Source organism: Mesorhizobium sp. M7A.F.Ce.TU.012.03.2.1 (genome assembly GCF_004006095.1).
Lineage (GTDB): Bacteria > Pseudomonadota > Alphaproteobacteria > Rhizobiales > Rhizobiaceae > Mesorhizobium.
On record NZ_CP034779.1, the window covers coordinates 1405051 to 1421802 of the forward strand.

Genomic DNA, 16752 nt, shown 5'->3' on the forward strand with positions numbered 1-16752 from the left:
AGCGCACGATTTCGACAGGCTGCGGAAAAACTTTCCGCTCCGACGGATTTTTGTGCAAGCCGCCATCTGCTTCCCGATCTCTCAACCGTTCGTCTAACGAGCACAATTGCGGGTTGGCATTTCCGGCCCACTGTCTAAACTCGCCCCGGTTCGCACCTGGGAGGCGGTGCGGTCGTCGATATTTCAGGGAGGGAAATCGGATGTTTCATTTCAGAACGAAACTTGTTGCAGCCGGCGCTGTGGCGCTGTCACTTGGCCTTGGCGCTGTGTCGGCAGGAGCCCAGGAATTCATCAACGTGCTGACCGGCGGCACATCCGGCGTCTATTATCCGCTCGGCGTGGCGTTGTCGGAAATCTACGGCAAGGGCATCGAAGGCGCGCGCACCCAGGTGCAGGCGACCAAGGCTTCGGTTGAAAACCTCAATCTGCTGCAGCAGGGCAAGGGCGAGATCGCTTTTGCGCTCGGCGATTCCGTCAAGATGGCCGCCGAAGGCAATGCCGAGGCCGGTTTCCCAGGCAAGCTCGACAAATTGCGCGGCATCGCCGCCATCTATCCCAATTACATCCAGATCGTCGCCAGCCAGGAGTCCGGCATCAAGACGCTGGCCGACCTCAAGGGCAAGAGCCTGTCGGTCGGCGCACCGGCGTCGGGCACCGAACTCAATGCGCGCGCGATCTTCGCCGCCGCGGGGCTGAAATACGAGGATCTCGGCCGAGTCGAATACCTGCCCTTCGCCGAATCGGTCGAGCTGATCAAGAACCGGCAGCTCGACGCCACGCTGCAATCGGCCGGGCTCGGCGTCGCCTCGATCCGCGACCTCGCCACCTCGGTGCCGATCAATGTCGTGGCGGTGCCGGCCGAGGATGTTGCGAAGATCGGCTCGCCCTATCTTTCGGTGGTCATTCCCAAGGGTACCTATGAGGGCCAGAGCGAGGATGTCGCCACCGCCGCCGTCGGCAATTTCCTCATCACCCGCGCCGATGTCTCCGACGAAACCGCCTATCAGATGACCAAGCTGATGTTCGACCATCTCGACCAACTGGCCGCGGCCCATGCCGCCGCCAAGGCGATCGACCCGGCCAAGGCGCTCGCCGGCATGCCGGTGCCGCTGCACCCCGGCGCTGAGCGTTATTACAAGGAGAAGGGGTTGTTGAAATAGCGGAGCATGGCTCGGCTATCTGAGATGCCCGGCAGGGCAGAGGGGGGCGCCTGGCGCTACAATTCGCTTGCTTTGGAGTGCGTCGGATGAGCGAAATAACCGACGGCAAATCCGCCACCTTCCATCTGCCTGCCGTCGAAGAACAGGTCGAAGGACTGCCACCCGGCTTCGGCGACGGCATCGCCGGCAAGGCCGCCTTTCTCATCGCCGTCGCCTTTTCCGTGTTCCAGATCTATGTCGCCGCCTATGGCAGCATTCCGAGCCAGGTGGTGCGGGCCATGCATGTCGGCTTCCTGCTGCTGCTCGGCTTCGGCCTGATCGCCAACCTGCGCGCCAAGAGCATGCCGGCCAAAGCAGCGTTCTGGGCGCTCGGCGCGCTCGGCTTCGGCACCGGCCTGTACAATTGGGTGTTCTACACCGACCTCATCCGCCGCTCCGGCTTCCTGACCACGCCGGATCTCATCGTCGGCGCGGTGCTGGTGGTGCTGGTCTTCGAGGCGGCGCGGCGGCTGATGGGGCTGCCGCTGGCGATCATCGCCTTCATCTTTCTCGCCTACTGCTTTTTCGGCAACCATCTGCCGCCGCCGCTCGTCCATCGCGGCTATGATTTCGCCCAGCTGGTCGACACCTTCGCCTACGGCACCGAAGGCATCTACGGCACGCCGATCTATGTCTCGGCCGCCTACATCTTCATCTTCGTTGTCTTTGCCGCCTTTCTCGAACGCGCCGGCATGATCGCGCTGTTCAACGATTTCGCGCTCGGCCTTGTCGGCACGTGGCGCGGCGGCCCGGCGCAGGTCTGCGTGCTGTCGTCGGCGCTGATGGGCACGATTTCCGGCTCGGGCGTCGCCAATGTGGTGGCCAGCGGCCAGTTCACCATCCCGCTGATGAAGCGCTTCGGCTTCCGCTCGGCCTTTGCCGGTGCCGTCGAGGCGACCTCCTCCATGGGCGGCCAGATCATGCCGCCGGTGATGGGCGCGGTCGCCTTCATCATGGCCGAGACGCTGAACGTGCCTTATGCGGACGTGGTCAAGGCGGCGATCATCCCAGCGCTGCTCTATTTCGGCGCGTGCTTCTGGCAGGTGCATCTGGAAGCCGGCAAGGCCGGGCTGCACGGCATGGCCAAAGCGGAGCTGCCCAATCCATGGGACGCGGTGCGGCAACACTGGCCGCTGGTGCTGCCACTGGCAGCCCTGATCTACCTGCTGTTTGCCGGCTATACACCGATCTTCGCCGGCACGATGGGCCTGGCGCTGACCATCGTGCTCATCCTCGGCACGCCGCTGGCAGCAGCGATCGGACCGCTCGCCTTCCGCATCGTCTTCTGGATAGCGCTCGGGCTTGCCGCCGCTTCGTTCATGAAGTTCGGCGTCAACCTCCTCGGCCTGGTGATCGCCGCACTGGTCGTCGCCTGCTTCACGTTCAGGGGCGGCCGCGAGACGTTGCAAATCTGTGTCGACTCTCTCGCAGAAGGGGCGAAGAACGCACTGCCGGTCGGCATTGCCTGCGCCATTGTCGGCATCGTCATCGGCACGCTGACGCTGACCGGCATCGCTTCGACCTTCATCGGCTGGATCATCTCCATCGGCGAGAACAATCTGTTCCTGTCGCTGTTGCTGACCATGCTCACCTGCCTGGTGCTCGGTATGGGCATCCCGACCATTCCCAACTACATCATCACCTCGTCGCTGGCCGGGCCGGCGCTACTCGAGCTAGGCGTGCCGCTGCTGGTCAGCCACATGTTCGTCTTCTATTTCGGCATCATGGCCGATCTGACGCCGCCAGTGGCGCTGGCCGCCTTTGCCGCGGCACCCATGGCTAGGGAAAGTGGCCTGAAGATCGGCATCCAGGCGACTAAACTCGCCATTGCCGGCTTCGTCGTGCCGTTCATGGCGGTCTACACGCCGGCTCTGATGCTGCAGGACGCCGGGCCGATCGCCGCCCAGTTCGGCTATCCCGTCGAGGTCGCCTACATCGTCGCCAAGGCGTGCATGGGCATCGTGCTGTGGGGTGCCGCCGCCGTCGGTTTCCTCGCCAGCCGCATGGCATTGTGGGAACGGCTCATCGCCTTCGCGGCCGGCGTGCTGCTGGTCGCCGCGGTGCCGCTGACCGACGAGGCCGGCTGGGCGCTGGCGCTGGCCTGGATCGGCTGGCACTGCTTTCGTTCGCGGCAGGCTTCAGTCAAAACATGAGCCTTTGCATCCTGGCCGCCGGCAAGATGGTGACGTTCTCCGTCGCCGCCTTTACGCTGTCCTGGACGCATTCGGTGGAACGGTCGCGTTGGGAGGAAGACTGGAAGGTCACGCCTATCGGCCTGCAGCTGGTCGAGGCGCGGGTCAAGGGCTCGGGCGCCGGCATGGAGCCTCCGGAAGATGCGGTGCTGAAGGAGGGTTGGTGGAGCTATGCGCCAAAGATCGGTCCACAACGACGCGTCATACTCGCCGCCTCTGGCGCAACCGGCGACGGCTGGACGCTGTGCTCGGTTCAAGGCTGCCGGGAATTGGGCAAGGGGGCCGGCGACGCGATCGTGCTGAAGCCGTGCGAATCCACCGGTTCGAGCCAACCGCGATAACGCCCGATCAATGCGCTGAGCGGCGGCTCGTTCTCCAGCAGCCACATCCTCAGTCAAGGAACCGCTCGCGCAGCTCCGGAGAAGGAACCTCGCAGCTGTCCTTCCTGCCGAACAGCGCGTAGCGATTCCTGGCAACGCGCTCATAGAGCCAGTCGCGCAGCGGGCGCGGCAGCAGCAGCAGCGTTTTTGCGGCCCGCCAGGGCCAGCCGAGTTCCGCCATGACAGCGACGAAGCTGTCGAGCCGCGTGAAGGCGACGCCGTCGATCAGGACGAGGTTGGTTTCGTAAGAGTCCGTGCGCAGTCCATGCTTCCGGAACAGCGTTTCACCGAAGGGCGACTGCGCGGTGGCGAAGCGGAAACGGCCTTGGCGATCGAGCCTGACCACCATGCGCACGAAGCCTGAGCAGAGCACGCAGACGCCATCGAAAACGATCAATCGATGGCGTGCGTCGAGAGTTGTTGCGGAGGGACGATTTGACTGGGGTCGACTGGGTTGGGAATGGTCGGTCACGCTGGCCTCGGCTGCTCGTGTCCTATGACACTAAGCCGGCCAGCGTCGGTATCAAAGCCGTGGCGTTGTCGCACGGCGCCTGTCGGCGAGAGCGGGACGCTCGGCGCGATAGGTGGTGGCGCGGATAGAGGCGGCCGGCCTGCAGATCCTGCTGTCGTGGCGATTTTCGAAAGCCATGATCAGTGCGCGCCCAGCGAGTTGCCGCGACGGGCGCAAGCAGGGCCGGGCCCGCGCATGTAATAGCGCTCGGGCCGATATGTCGGCGCGACGAATTCGCGGATGGCGGCGGCATAGCCGATGAGGTGCGCGAGGAAGTTCATTACCCTTGTCCCTGTCCCGATTTTCGGATGTCCCTTCCGAATTGCGGTCATCATAGCGTCGAGGCGTGAATAGTCGGTGAACGTGATGTTAATATCTGGTCGAAAATGCCTCGCTTCGTGGCTGGATTGCGGCTGATTCGGGGTCTTTCGGTGCAGTTCGTCGGCATTCCGGCCAATGTGACTTTTGCATCACATATGTTTCGTTTGAATGTCGCGCGCGCGCGGTTCTGTTTCAACTTTTGCTGCGCCCGCAAAATTCAGGTGCTGACGGCCATAAGGCCTCGGGCGCGCCCTGGCGTCCAGATCGGTCCGTGAGCGCGGAACTGGAGCGCGGTCTGTCCGTTCTCACCTGCATCTGGTTGTGGAAGGGAGATATCATGGCGCCGCGTCCGGCCTGGAGAGGCTATTTAAAGCTTTCGCTGGTCACCTGTGCCGTCGAACTCACCAATGTCGTCACCCACACGGAGCGGGTCTCGTTTCGGATTCTCAACCGCAAGACCGGCAACACGGTGAAGCGCCTCTATGTCGATGCCGAAACCGGCAAGCCTCTGGGGGAGGATGACGAGATCAAGGGCTATGAACTCGACGATGGCGATTTCATCCATATCGAGGAAGACGAGATCGAGGCGGTGCAGATCGAATCCTCGCACACCATGGCCCTCGACGGTTTCGTCGACAAAGCTTCGATCCAGCAGATCTATCTCGATACGCCCTATTATGTCGCCCCGGCCGACAAGGTGTCGGAAGAAGCGTTCGCCGTCATTCGCGACGCGATGGCGGGCAAGAAGATGGCCGGGTTGGCGCGTATCGTGCTCTACCGACGCGAACGGCCGGTGGTTATCGAGCCGCTCGGCCAAGGCATGGTGCTGACGACGCTGCGCTACGACAACACGGTGCGCCAGCCGGACACCGTCTTCGGCGACATCGAGTCGGTGAAGACCGATCAGGAGATGACCGACCTCGCCGAGTTGATCATCGACAAGAAGAAGACGAAGTTCGATCCCTCGAAATTCGACGACAAATACGAGGACGCGCTGCTGGAACTGATCCGCGCCAAGAAGGCTGGCCACAAGGCGCCGAAGGCCAAGGCGGCGCCAAAACCTTCCAATGTCGTCAATCTGTTCGACGCGCTGAAGAAGAGCCTGTCAGATTCCGGATCATCGAAAAGGTCTTCGTCGGCGAAAGCCAAGCCGGCGGCCAAACGCGCCAAGCCGAAAGCCAGCGCGCCCAAACGCAAATCGGCCTGAGGACACCAACGAATGGCCAGCCTCGAACAATATCACTCCAAGCGCGATTTCAAGAAAACCGCCGAACCGGCCGGCAAGGTCGCCCGGACCAAGCAGGGCGGCGCGGGCGGCATCTTCGTCATCCACAAGCATGCCGCGACGCGGCTGCATTACGACCTGCGGCTCGAGCATGACGGCGTGCTGTGGAGCTGGGCGGTGACGCGCGGCCCGAGCCTTGATCCGCATGAGAAGCGACTGGCCGTGCATGTCGAGGATCACCCGATCGACTATGCGCCGTTCGAGGGCACCATTCCCAAGGGCGAATATGGCGGCGGTTCGGTCATCGTTTGGGACGAGGGCACCTGGACCCCCGAGATCGACCCGGCCAAGGCGATGAAGAAGGGCCATATCAGCTTCGAGCTCAGGGGACACAAGCTGCATGGGGCATGGCATCTGGTGCGACTGAAGCCGCGTGCGGGTGAAAAGCGCGACAACTGGCTGCTGATCAAGTCGGACGATGCCGCAGCGCGTCCCGGCGAGGACATCCTCAAGGAGGCGCCGGAATCGGTGAAATCGGGTCTGACCATCGAGGAGGTCGGCGAGGGCAAGACCGCGAAGGGTGAGAAGCCGAAAGTCTGGCATTCCAACAAGCCGGCCGCCGGCAAGACGAAGGCCGCGGGCAAGAAACTCGACTTCATCGAGCCGCAGCTGGCCACGCTGGAGCGCGATGCGCCGCCGGGCAAGGACTGGCTGCATGAGGTGAAGTTCGACGGCTATCGCATGCAGGCACAGATAGCCGGCACCGACGTGCGGCTGCTGACCCGCACGGGCCTCGACTGGACGAAGAAATTCGGCGGCGAGATCGTCGCGGAGCTGGCCGGGCTGAAGTGCAGCGACGCCATCATCGATGGCGAGGTGGTCGTGCTGGCCGACAGCGGCGTCTCGTCTTTCGCGCTGTTGCAGCAGGATCTGTCGGCGAAGCGGACAAATCGCTTCATCTATTACGTATTCGATCTGATGCGCCTCGATGGAAGGGATTTGCGGCGCGAGCCGCTGGTCGAGCGCAAGCAGGCCTTGCAGGATTTGCTCGGCAAGCAGTCCGACAATCCGGCGGTCCGCTTCAGCGACCACTTTTCCGAACCCGGCAAGATCATGCTGGAGCATGCCTGCCGGATGGGCCTGGAAGGCGTCGTCTCCAAGCGTGCCGATGCACCCTATCGCAGCGGCCGCGGCCCGACCTGGGTGAAGTCGAAATGCACGGCGCGGCAGGAATTCGTCATCGGCGGCTATCTGCCGTCGGACAAGACCGGGCGCGGCCTGCGCTCGATCCTGGTCGGCTTCCACGAGGGCGGCAAGCTGCATTATGCCGGCCGCGTCGGCACTGGTTTCTCCGGCAAGGGCGCCAACGAGCTGAAGGCAAAACTCGATGCATTGACGGCAAAGACATCGCCCTTCTCCACCGCCGTGCCGAAGGGCAAGGGCCTGGTCTGGGTCAAGCCCGAACTTGTCGGCGAAGTGGAGTTTCGCAGCTGGACCTCGGACCGTATAATACGCCACGCCTCGTTCCAGGGATTGCGCGAGGACAAGCCGGCGGAGGAAGTCGTGCAGGAAAAGCCCAAAGCGTCGACAGGCAAGCCATCGACAGGCGAGAGCACGGCCAAGCCGGCATCGGGTGGCAAAGCCGCCGGATCGATGACGACCACGGTAAAACTCTCGCATCCCGACAAGCTGCTGTGGCCGGACGAGAACATATCCAAGCAGGGCCTGCTCGACCATTACGCGCAGGTTTGGCCGCGCATGGAACAGTTTGTCGTCAACCGGCCGCTCAGCCTGGTGCGGGCGCCGGACGGTGTCGGTGGCCAGCGTTTCTTCCAGAAACATGCCTCGGCCGGTATGAGCGACAAGATCGCGCGCATGAAGGATCCGACTGACGGCGAGGAGATCTTGTACATCCGGGATTTCGATGGTGTCGCCGCACTGGTCCAGTATGGCGTGGTCGAGATCCACATCTGGGGGTGCACGATCGACGAGATCGAAAAGCCCGACCAGATCATCTTCGATCTCGATCCCGATGAAGGTGTCGACGTGAAAGCGGTCCGCGAGGCGGCACTCGATATCAGGGGCAAGCTCGACGAGCTGTCGCTGCCGAATTTCGTCAAGACTTCGGGCGGCAAGGGTTTTCACGTCATGGTGCCGCTGAGACCAGCGGCGGATTGGGATGAGGTCAAAACCTTCGCCCATGATTTTGCCCGTGCGCTGGAGCAGGGTGCCCCCGACCGCTACACGGCGACGCTGTCGAAAAAAGCGCGCACGGGAAAGATCTTCGTCGACTATCTGCGCAATGGCAGGGGCTCGACGACGGTCGCGCCCTATTCGTCACGCGCCAAGAAGGGCGCCACCGTGTCGATGCCGGTGACCTGGCCAGAGATCGATGCCGGCTTGGCGCCGAACGCTTTCCCGATCGGCGGCAAGACTACGCTGAAACAGCTGGCGAAAGCCGATCCGTGGTCGGATTTCTTTAAGCAGGGCAAGGCTCTGAGGCGGGGTTAACGCTTCGCCCGTTCAAGACAGAAACACCCTCTCAAACGCCTGTCTACCCGGCGGCGAGAAGATCACCGCGCGGCTGTCCTTCTCGCGGCGCGCCCATTTCTCGGCCAGGATCTTCTCGAGGATGGCGGCGCCCAGCGTGCCGGCGAGGTGCGAACGGCGCACGCTCCAGTCGAGGCAGGCGCGGCACACCGGCCGGCGCGGCTTGGTATAAACGTCGATGCCGATCGCCGCGAAATGCGAAGCCGCCGATGGCCCGAGCCTGATCTCCTGTTCGTCGCGGACCAATACGTTTTTGGCGACGAGCCGATCGAGCATCGCCACCGCCTGCTCGCCGGCGAGGTGATCGTAGCAGACGCGCGCCACGCGCATGGCGCCATCGCGCGGACCCGGGCGCACACGCTTTGGACCGACGGCTTCCGCGACGCCTGTGATGGCTTCGATCATGCCCGCCACCTGCGGTCCGGCGAGGCCGTAATAGCGATGCCGGCCCTGGCTCGCCACCGTGAGCAGCCCACCTTCCATCAGTTTGCCCAGGTGCGAGCTGGCGGTCGGCAGCGAAACGCCGGCCTCGAGCGCCAGTTCGCTCGCCGTCAGCGCCGTGCCGCCCATCAGGGCATTCAGCATGTTTGCCCGTGCCGGGTCGCCGACCAGGCTGGCGATGCGGGCGATGTCGGGTCCTTCACGCATAGTTCGTTCCTCATCGAAGCGTTCTTGTCAGATAATCACTATTCTCAGGTGAGATCAAGGAGACGACGATGGCCGAACGAACCGCTTTCCCCTCAGCCCCGCTCCCCAGCCGTCAATTCTTCCCGTTCGTCAGCTGGCTGCGTTCGCGGCTGCTGGCCCGCTGGTATGACCGCCATTTGCAGCGTCTGGACCTTGCCGAGATCGATGATCATCAGCTGCGCGATCTTGGGCTGACGCGTCGCGAATGCGCGAAGTCCTTCTGGCAGCCCTAGCAGACCAGACGACACAACGTTTCGACGCCGCTCGAACTATCGACGCAACCCCAAGGAGATCACAATGACCATCACCTGCTTCATCCGCTACGAGATCGACCCGTTCGGCAAGGCGGCCTTCGAGGAGTATGCGCGCAATTGGGGCCAGGCCATTCCACGCTGCGGCGCCGATCTGATCGGTTACTACGCGCCGCATGAGGGCTCGGCGACGACCGCGTATGCCGCCTACAACATCGAGAGCCTGGCGGCCTACGAAGCCTATCGCGCCCGGCTTGCCGCCGATCCCGCCGGCAAGGCAAACTATGAATACGCCAAGCGCGAGAGATTCATCCTGAAGGAGGATCGCATGTTCCTGAAACTGGCCTCAGGCCCGCACGCGAAACTGGTGCTGCCGTGATTGCCGTCATCTTCGAAGTCGAGCCGGCGGAAGGCCGGCGCGACGCCTATCTGAGCATCGCCGCGGACCTGCGTCCACTGCTCGACGGCATCGACGGCTTTCTTTCCATCGAGCGTTTCCAGAGCCTGGCCGATCCGAACCGCATCCTGTCGCTGTCATTCTGGCGCGACGAGGAAGCCGTGAAGGCCTGGCGCAACACCGAGGAACACCGGCAGGCGCAGAAGGCCGGCCGTGGCGGTATCTTTTCCGGCTACCGATTGCGCATCGCCCATGTGGTGAGGGATTATGGGCTGACGGAGAGGGACGAGGCGCCTAGGGATAGCCGGGCGGTGAATGGGTGAGTGGCAAGTTTCTTCCTTCTCCCCCTGTGGGAGAAGGTGTCGCCGCAGGCGACGGATGAGGGGTGTTCCCGGGAACGCCAACGTCTCACTCCGCTGGAACACCCCTCATCCGTCTCGGCGCTGCGCGCCGATCCACCTTCCCCCACAAGGGGGGAAGGGAAAAAACTATGCATTCCCGATCAGCACGCCGGCCGCGAACACCAGGGCGCCGCCCAGCACCACCTGGAAGGCGGCACGCAGGAAAGGCGTCTGCATGTAGCGGTTCTGGACAAAGGCGATCGCCCACAATTCGAAGAAAACCACCACCGCGGCAACCCCGGTGGCCGTCCAGAAATGCGGAATGACATAGGGGAGCGCGTGTCCGAGACCACCCAGCGTCGTCATGATACCGACGGTCAGACCGCGCTTGATCGGCGAGCCGCGGCCCGACAGCTTGCCGTCGTCGGAAGCGACTTCGGTGAAGCCCATCGAAATGCCGGCGCCGATCGAGGCGGCAAGCCCGACCAGCAGCGTCTGCCAGGTGTCGTGCGTGGCAAAGGCAGCGGCAAAGATCGGCGCCAGAGTGGACACCGACCCGTCCATCAGCCCGGCCAGCCCTGGTTGCACATAGGTGAGGATGAACTGGCGCTGCTCGGCGCTGGCCTCCTCGGCCTTGACGGCGCCCGGCACATGTTTCTGTTCCAGCCGCTGCGCCAGGGTCTCATGGCCCAGTTCGGCCACCGCCAGATCGTCGAGCAGTTTTCGCGTCGAAGCATCTGCCGTGCGCTTGGCCGCCTCGACATAGAAAAGGTAGGCTTGCCGCTCCATCGCCTCGGCATGGCTGCGCACGTGCTCGATGCCGAGCGGCCGGACCAGCCAGTCGGGCTTGCGCTCGTAATAACCCTTCACATGTTCGCGCCGGATCAGCGGTATGCGCTCGCCGAACCGCTTGCGGAAAAGCTCGATCAACGCATCGCGATGGCCATCCTCTTCCTCGGCCATCTCCTCGAACACTTTTGCCGATTGCGGGAAGTTTTCCGTCAGCCCGTCGGCATAGGCCCGGTAAATGCGACCGTCATCCTCCTCGGAGGAAATGGCCAGCGCCAGGATCTCCTGTTCGGAGAGCGATTCGAAGGGGCGGCGGCCGAAGCCGAAAACACGGGAAAGCATGAGGAATTCACCCTAGTTTAGAATAGTTCTAAACTAGGGTTTTGAACACCTTCGGTCAATTGCGCGCTTGGGTCGCGGTCAAGAATTGTTGAAGCCCCGCGCCCGCGGTGACTCTTCATTATCAGTGAATGTTCACCTATATTGCTGGACTCAAGCCAAGAACAAGGAACCGGCAGATGACGGCAAAACAGCCTCCGCACCCCTATGATCCCAAGCCCGTTCTCGATCTCATCGCCAGCATCGAGGCCGACCTGCAGCGCCTGAAGGGCCTGGTCGAGCAGCAGGTCGAGAAATTCGACCCCGCCAACCCGCACAACAAGGCGCCGGACGGCAAACTGACGGAGGAGGGCGTCGAGTGCTGCTACCGCATGTTCGACGAGGGCAAGTCGCGCTACTCGGTCGCCCAGCAGATGAAGATATCCTTTGCCGCTGCCAGCCACCGGTTCAACAACTGGCGCAAGCTGGGTGGGAGCAAGCGGCAGAGGGCGCTGTTGGGCTGAACATGGGGGATGTCTGCGGGACAGCGCCCCCCTCTGTCCTGCCGGACATCTCCCCCTCAAGGGGGGAGATTGGCAGCTTCGGCGTCCCGCTCACCTTGCAGCGTTAATAGGTAGCGAAGTCGACTGAGTGCGTAATCTCCCCCCTCGAGGGGGAGATGGCCGGCAGGCCAGAGGGGGGCGTGCAGCCGTGGTGTTGGCGACCGTCCCGCTAAACTTTGTAACGGTCACATTTTTCCCATGGTGCGCCACATCTGTTTGCGGGCATCATGAAAAGACCCTGTCCACTGGACCTCACATGAACGCCATATCCCTTCCCGGCATCGCCGACATCCACGCCGCCGCCGCGCGTCTCTCCGGCTTGATCATCGAAACCCCCTTGATCGAATCGCAGGAGCTGAACAGACGCTTCGGGGGCCGCATCCTGTTCAAGCCGGAGACGCTGCAGCGCACCGGCTCGTTCAAGTTCCGCGGCGCCTACAACAAGCTGTCGTCGCTCAGCGAGGCGGAACGCAGCCAAGGTGTCGTCGCTTTCTCATCGGGCAATCATGCGCAGGGCGTCGCCGCCTCGGCCGCGATGTTCGGCGTCAAGGCGGTGATCGCCATGCCTTCGGACGCGCCGGCGATGAAAATTGCCAACGTGCGCAAGATGGGCGCGGAGGTGGTCCCGTTCGACCGCTTTCGCGACGACCGCATGACCGTGATCCGCCCTTACATGGAAAGAGGCATGGTGCTGGTGCCGCCTTTCGACGATCCGGCCATCATTGCCGGCCAGGGCACGATCGGTCTCGAATTGATGCGCCAGGCAAAAGCGCTTGGCGTCAACCTCGACGCGGTGATCGTCCCCTGTGGAGGCGGCGGCTTGTCGAGTGGCATCTCCGTTGCCGTCAAGGACGCCTCGCCTGACACCGCGATCTGGGCCGTGGAGCCCGAGCATTTCGACGACACCCGCCGGTCGCTGGCCGCCGGTGCCAGGGTTTCGAACGAGCCCGGCCATAGCTCCATCTGCGACGCGCTGCTGACCGCCGAGCCTGGCGTGATCACCTTCGAGATCAACCGCAGGAACCTCACCGGTGGCATCGCCGTCTCGGACCAGGCGGCGGCGCAGGCGATGCGCGACGCCATGGCTTATCTCAAGCTGGTGGTCGAGCCCGGCGGCTGCGTGGCGCTGGCGGCACTGTCATCGGGTGAGATCGAGCTGTCCGGCAAATGCGTTGCCGTGGTGCTGTCCGGCGGCAATGTCGATTTCGGGACGTATGCCGGGATCATGGCGGCTGCTTGAGACGGCGATGTCCAAGGGTATCTGATGTGGAGTATCTGGCGACAGGCTCCGCCTTGGATCACTCCTCGCCCGCCGCCAAATCGTCGCCGCGCTGAGCATGGTCATCTACCGCCCGCTCACGCGTTCCGAGCTGCCCGACGATACGGCATCCCTTGCCCGCACCCTCATCGGCAAGATCGTGGTGCGCGAACTGCCCGAAGGCATCGCCAGCGGCCGCATCGTCGAGACCGAGGCCTATGTGACCGGTGACGCCGCCGGGCATGGCTACCGGGGGATGACGCCGCGCAACCGTTCGCTGTTTCTCGAACCCGGGCACGCCTATGTCTATCTCGCCTACGGCATCTCCTACATGCTCAACGTTTCGAGCGAGATGGCAGGGGTCGGAACCGGCGTGCTCATCAGGGCGCTCGAGCCGCTCGAAGGCATTGCGCTCATGCGGCTCAATCGCGGCATCGACCGCTTGCGCGACCTGGCGCGAGGACCGGGAAGGCTGGCCCAGGCATTGCGGATCGATCGTTCCCTCGACGGGCTCGATCTTTGCCGCAAAGGCCCGCTATGGCTGGCAACCGACGAGCATCAAGCCGGCGACATCGCCCAAGGCGTCCGGATCGGCATTACAAAGGATGCCGATCGCCCGCTGCGGTTTTACGTCAAGGGGAGCGCCTTCGTCAGCGGCCCGAAATCGCTCAACGGTTAGTGGCAGTTACAAACCATGGAGATTGGCGAAAGCATTTCTCCCTTCCGCAAAGGCTGGTGCCAAGACTGGAGGTCGTGCGGCATCTAATCCAGCGTCCGCCTGAACCGCACCAGTGCCACGCCGGCAAACAAGACCACGAACACCACCAGCCAGCCGATCTCCGTTGACACTGCCGGCAGTTCCGCGCCCTTCAGCATCACCGCGCGGGTGATGCGCAGGAAATGCGTCAGCGGGAAGATCTCGCCGAAGATTTGCGCCCAGTCCGGCATGCCGCGATAAGGAAACATAAAACCCGACAGCATGATCGACGGCAGGAAGAAGAAGAAGGTCAGTTGCAGGGCCTGCATCTGCGTGCGGGCGATGGTCGAAATCGTATAGCCGAGCAGCACCAGCGCCAGCACGAAGATCAGCACGGCGGTCAGGAGCAGCGACATCGACCCGGTGAAGGGGATTGCGAACAGAAGCTTCGCCGCCGCCAGCACCACCACCACCTGCACGCCGCCGACCGCCAGATAGGGCAGCACCTTCCCCATCATGATCTCGAGCGGACTGGACGGCATGGCCAGCAGGTTCTCCATCGTGCCGCGCTCGGTCTCGCGCGTCAGCGCGATCGAGGTCATCATCACCATGGTCATCTGCAGGATGACGCCGAGCAGGCCGGGTACGATGTTGTATTGCGAGATGCCTTCGGGATTGTAGCGCCGGTGTACGACGACATCGAGCTGGCCCTTGGCGGCCTCGGCGGCGGCTTCCTGCGTGCCTTGCGCCCTAAGCAGCGCCTGGCTGGCGACGGTGCCGAGCGTCGAGATGGCGCCGCTGGCCACCGCCGGGTCGGTGGCGTCGGCCTCGATGAGTATCTGCGGGTTGTTGCCGCTCTCCACCCTCCTGGCGAAATCGGCGGGGATGGTGACGACGAAGGCGACGTCGCCGCGCGATATCAGGAACTCGGCTTCGGCGGCACTTTGTGCGACATGGTCGAAACGATAGTAGCCGGTGGTCTGCAGCGCCGCGACAATGGCCCGCGTGTAGGGATCGTTGCTCGTCGCCACGAGTGCTGCCGGCAGGCTTTTCGGGTCGTTGTTGATGGCGTAGCCGAAAAGCACCAGCTGTATCAGCGGCACGCCGAGCATCATGGCGAAGGTGATGCGGTCGCGCCGCATCTGGATGAATTCCTTGATCAGCAAAGCGCCAAGCCGGGCGAAGGAAAAGACGCTGTTCATGCCATGTTGTCCTTCGACCCAGACATGAACTGGATGAAGACGTCCTCGAGGCTGGTTTCGCCGGGCGAAACTTTCACGCCCTTGTGCTCTTTCTCGACATCGGCGAGTGCGGCTTCGAGCTTCTTCTTGTCGGAGCCGACGACATGCAGCGTCGCGCCGAACGGCGCCACCTGGTCGACGCCGGGGCGGCCCTGAAGCGCTTCGGCGACCTGATCGAGCCGCGGACCCTGCAGGACGAAGGTGGTCAGCCCGGCATTTTTCACCACCTCGGCGACCGTGCCGGTGGCCAGCATCTTGCCGTAGGAGATATAGCTGATGCGGTGGCAGCGCTCGGCTTCGTCCATGTAGTGGGTGGAAACCAGCACGGTCAGCCCGCCGCTGGCCAGGCGATGGATCTCGTCCCAGAACTCGCGCCGCGCCTTCGGATCGACACCTGCTGTCGGCTCATCGAGCAGCAGCAATTTCGGCTTGTGCATGATGCAGGCGGCCAGCGCCAGCCGCTGCTTCCAGCCGCCCGACAAGGTGCCGGCCAGCTGGTTGCGGCGCGACGTCAGGCCGAGGTCCTCCAACGTGCGCGCGACATGGTCTTCGACCGGCTTCAGCCGATAGAGGCGCGCCACGAATTCGAGATTCTCGCCGATCGTCAAATCCTCGTAGAACGAGAATTTCTGCGTCATGTAGCCGACTTCGCGCTTGATGCGCAGGCTGTCGGTGCGGATGTTGAAGCCGAGTACCGTGCCTTCGCCTTCGTCCGGCGTCAGCAGGCCGCACATGATGCGGATGGTGGTGGTCTTGCCCGAACCGTTGGGGCCGAGAAAGCCGACGATCTCGCCCTCGGCGACCGACATCGTCACATGGTCGACGACGGTCTTGTCGCCAAAACGCTTGACCAGGCCATGGACGTCGATGGCGTTCATCTTGCGCTGTCCGCGAGATCAACATCGACGATCTGGCCGGGCTGCAGCGGCCCGGCATCGCCCTCCGGCCGCGCCTCGACCAGATAGACCAGCTTCTGCCGGTTCTCCAACGAATAGATCACCGGCGGCGTGAATTCCGGATCCGGCGACACGTAGCTGACGCGCGCCTTCACATCCGGGCCGCAGCCGTCGCAATGGACGCCGAGCAAGGTGCCGACCTTGACCGAGGAGAAGGCGCTCTCCGGGATGTAGACGCTGAGCTTGACCGCACCGTCGGGCAGGATCGAAATCACCGGCGCGGTCGGACCTGATGTGTCGCCCGGATTGCGGATGACATCGTTGACGCGGCCCGGCGAAGGCGCTGCCAGCACACGCTTCGACAGCCGCCATTGCGCCTGCTCCAGGGCCGCCTGCGCCTGCTTGACCTGGTTGTCGGCGGCCTTGATCGTTTCGGGCCGTGCCGGCAGGCCGCCGACCGCGAGATTGGCATTGGCCTGGCCGACCTGCGCATTGGCCGTTTCGAGCGTGGCCGACGCGGTGTCGAAATCGGCCTGCGTACCGGCGCCGCGCTTGAACAGATCGGCGGCGCGGTCGTATTTGCGCTTGGCGTCGGCGGCCTGGGCGCTGGCCATGTCGACCTCGGCCTTCAGCACGGCGATCTCTTCCGGCCGCTTGCCGATCTGCAGGTCGGCCAACTGCGCCTGCGCCTGGGCAAGGCCGGCCTGCGCCTGCGCAACCGCGATCTTGGCATCGGCACTTTCCAGCGTCACCACGGTCGTGCCAGGCACCACACGGTCGCCGCGCTTCACCGTGACGGTCTCGACCTGCGCCACCTCGATCGGTGCCAGCAGCACATAGTCGCCTTCGACATAGCCGACGGCCAGCGGGGCAGCCGGGGCACAGGCCGAGAAGAGCTGCGCGGCGAGCGGCAGCGAACACAGAAAGCTCATGGTC

18 protein-coding genes are annotated in these 16752 nt (G+C 63.6%); 11 read left to right on the plus strand and 7 right to left on the minus strand.

Annotated features, from left to right (window positions below; all coding sequences use genetic code 11):
* The first annotated feature begins 200 nt into the window (after positions 1-200).
* The 3 genes from EJ079_RS06790 (at position 201) to EJ079_RS06800 (ending at position 3732) form a co-directional block, all read left to right on the plus strand.
* Entirely contained in the window at positions 201-1160 is a 960-nt protein-coding gene (locus tag EJ079_RS06790) for a TAXI family TRAP transporter solute-binding subunit (protein WP_127395885.1), read from the plus strand.
* Positions 1161-1246: 86 nt separating this feature from the next.
* Positions 1247-3352: a TRAP transporter permease gene (locus EJ079_RS06795; protein ID WP_127808470.1), complete on the plus strand. Its 2106-nt coding sequence runs from the start codon at positions 1247-1249 to the stop codon at positions 3350-3352.
* Positions 3349-3732, plus strand: a complete 384-nt coding sequence (locus EJ079_RS06800; RefSeq protein ID WP_127808472.1) for a DUF1850 domain-containing protein — start codon at positions 3349-3351, stop codon at positions 3730-3732. Before EJ079_RS06795 ends, EJ079_RS06800 begins: the two co-directional genes overlap by 4 nt.
* A gap of 49 nt (positions 3733-3781) precedes the next feature.
* Here EJ079_RS06800 and EJ079_RS06805 read toward each other — a convergent pair whose 3' ends face one another.
* Both EJ079_RS06805 and EJ079_RS06810 read right to left on the minus strand, forming a co-directional pair.
* Positions 3782-4168: a DCC1-like thiol-disulfide oxidoreductase family protein gene (locus tag EJ079_RS06805; protein WP_256754965.1), complete on the minus strand. Its 387-nt coding sequence runs from the start codon at positions 4166-4168 to the stop codon at positions 3782-3784.
* 254 nt (positions 4169-4422) lie between these two features.
* Positions 4423-4563, minus strand: a complete 141-nt coding sequence (locus EJ079_RS06810; RefSeq protein WP_013528645.1) for a hypothetical protein — start codon at positions 4561-4563, stop codon at positions 4423-4425.
* Between the two features lie 377 nt (positions 4564-4940).
* On the opposite strand from EJ079_RS06810, the gene EJ079_RS06815 reads away from it, so the two are divergent.
* Positions 4941-5810, plus strand: a complete 870-nt coding sequence (locus tag EJ079_RS06815) for a Ku protein (protein ID WP_127808476.1) — start codon at positions 4941-4943, stop codon at positions 5808-5810.
* 12 nt (positions 5811-5822) lie between these two features.
* Complete coding sequence (gene ligD / locus EJ079_RS06820; RefSeq protein ID WP_127808478.1) at positions 5823-8339, plus strand: DNA ligase D; 2517 nt, start codon at positions 5823-5825, stop codon at positions 8337-8339.
* A 12-nt stretch (positions 8340-8351) separates the two neighbouring features.
* Here ligD and EJ079_RS06825 read toward each other — a convergent pair whose 3' ends face one another.
* Positions 8352-9026, minus strand: a complete 675-nt coding sequence (locus tag EJ079_RS06825; RefSeq protein ID WP_127331372.1) for a winged helix-turn-helix domain-containing protein — start codon at positions 9024-9026, stop codon at positions 8352-8354.
* A 68-nt stretch (positions 9027-9094) separates the two neighbouring features.
* Here EJ079_RS06825 and EJ079_RS06830 point away from each other — a divergent pair, with 68 nt between their 5' ends.
* From EJ079_RS06830 to EJ079_RS06840, 3 genes are all read left to right on the plus strand, one after another.
* Positions 9095-9298 (plus strand): DUF1127 domain-containing protein, encoded by a 204-nt coding sequence (locus tag EJ079_RS06830; RefSeq protein WP_127808480.1) that lies wholly within the window; start codon positions 9095-9097, stop codon positions 9296-9298.
* Positions 9299-9362: 64 nt separating this feature from the next.
* The gene (locus EJ079_RS06835) at positions 9363-9695 is read left to right on the plus strand and encodes an NIPSNAP family protein (protein WP_127808482.1); all 333 of its coding nucleotides are present in this window, start codon (positions 9363-9365) and stop codon (positions 9693-9695) included.
* Positions 9692-10036 (plus strand): antibiotic biosynthesis monooxygenase, encoded by a 345-nt coding sequence (locus EJ079_RS06840; RefSeq protein WP_127808484.1) that lies wholly within the window; start codon positions 9692-9694, stop codon positions 10034-10036. The genes EJ079_RS06835 and EJ079_RS06840 overlap by 4 nt, the downstream gene beginning before the upstream one ends.
* A 165-nt stretch (positions 10037-10201) precedes the next feature.
* On the opposite strand, the gene mbfA is transcribed toward EJ079_RS06840, so the two are convergent.
* Positions 10202-11185, minus strand: a complete 984-nt coding sequence (gene mbfA / locus EJ079_RS06845; RefSeq protein WP_127269751.1) for an iron exporter MbfA — start codon at positions 11183-11185, stop codon at positions 10202-10204.
* Positions 11186-11361: 176 nt separating this feature from the next.
* On the opposite strand from mbfA, the gene EJ079_RS06850 reads away from it, so the two are divergent.
* The 3 genes from EJ079_RS06850 (at position 11362) to EJ079_RS06860 (ending at position 13661) form a co-directional block, all read left to right on the plus strand.
* The gene (locus tag EJ079_RS06850; RefSeq protein ID WP_127808486.1) at positions 11362-11685 is read left to right on the plus strand and encodes a hypothetical protein; all 324 of its coding nucleotides are present in this window, start codon (positions 11362-11364) and stop codon (positions 11683-11685) included.
* Between the two features lie 295 nt (positions 11686-11980).
* Positions 11981-12964: a threonine/serine dehydratase gene (locus EJ079_RS06855; protein ID WP_127808488.1), complete on the plus strand. Its 984-nt coding sequence runs from the start codon at positions 11981-11983 to the stop codon at positions 12962-12964.
* A gap of 97 nt (positions 12965-13061) precedes the next feature.
* Complete coding sequence (locus EJ079_RS06860) at positions 13062-13661, plus strand: DNA-3-methyladenine glycosylase (protein ID WP_127808490.1); 600 nt, start codon at positions 13062-13064, stop codon at positions 13659-13661.
* A gap of 83 nt (positions 13662-13744) precedes the next feature.
* Here the strand turns inward: EJ079_RS06860 and EJ079_RS06865 are convergent, their stop codons facing one another.
* The 3 genes from EJ079_RS06865 to EJ079_RS06875 are packed head-to-tail and all read right to left on the minus strand — an operon-like array spanning position 13745 to position 16748.
* Positions 13745-14881 (minus strand): ABC transporter permease, encoded by a 1137-nt coding sequence (locus tag EJ079_RS06865; RefSeq protein ID WP_127808492.1) that lies wholly within the window; start codon positions 14879-14881, stop codon positions 13745-13747.
* A complete protein-coding gene (locus EJ079_RS06870) occupies positions 14878-15798 on the minus strand; it encodes an ABC transporter ATP-binding protein (protein ID WP_127808494.1) in 921 nt (306 codons plus the stop codon). The genes EJ079_RS06865 and EJ079_RS06870 overlap by 4 nt, the downstream gene beginning before the upstream one ends.
* Entirely contained in the window at positions 15795-16748 is a 954-nt protein-coding gene (locus EJ079_RS06875) for an HlyD family efflux transporter periplasmic adaptor subunit (protein ID WP_023813487.1), read from the minus strand. Before EJ079_RS06875 ends, EJ079_RS06870 begins: the two co-directional genes overlap by 4 nt.
* Positions 16749-16752 lie beyond the last annotated feature (4 nt).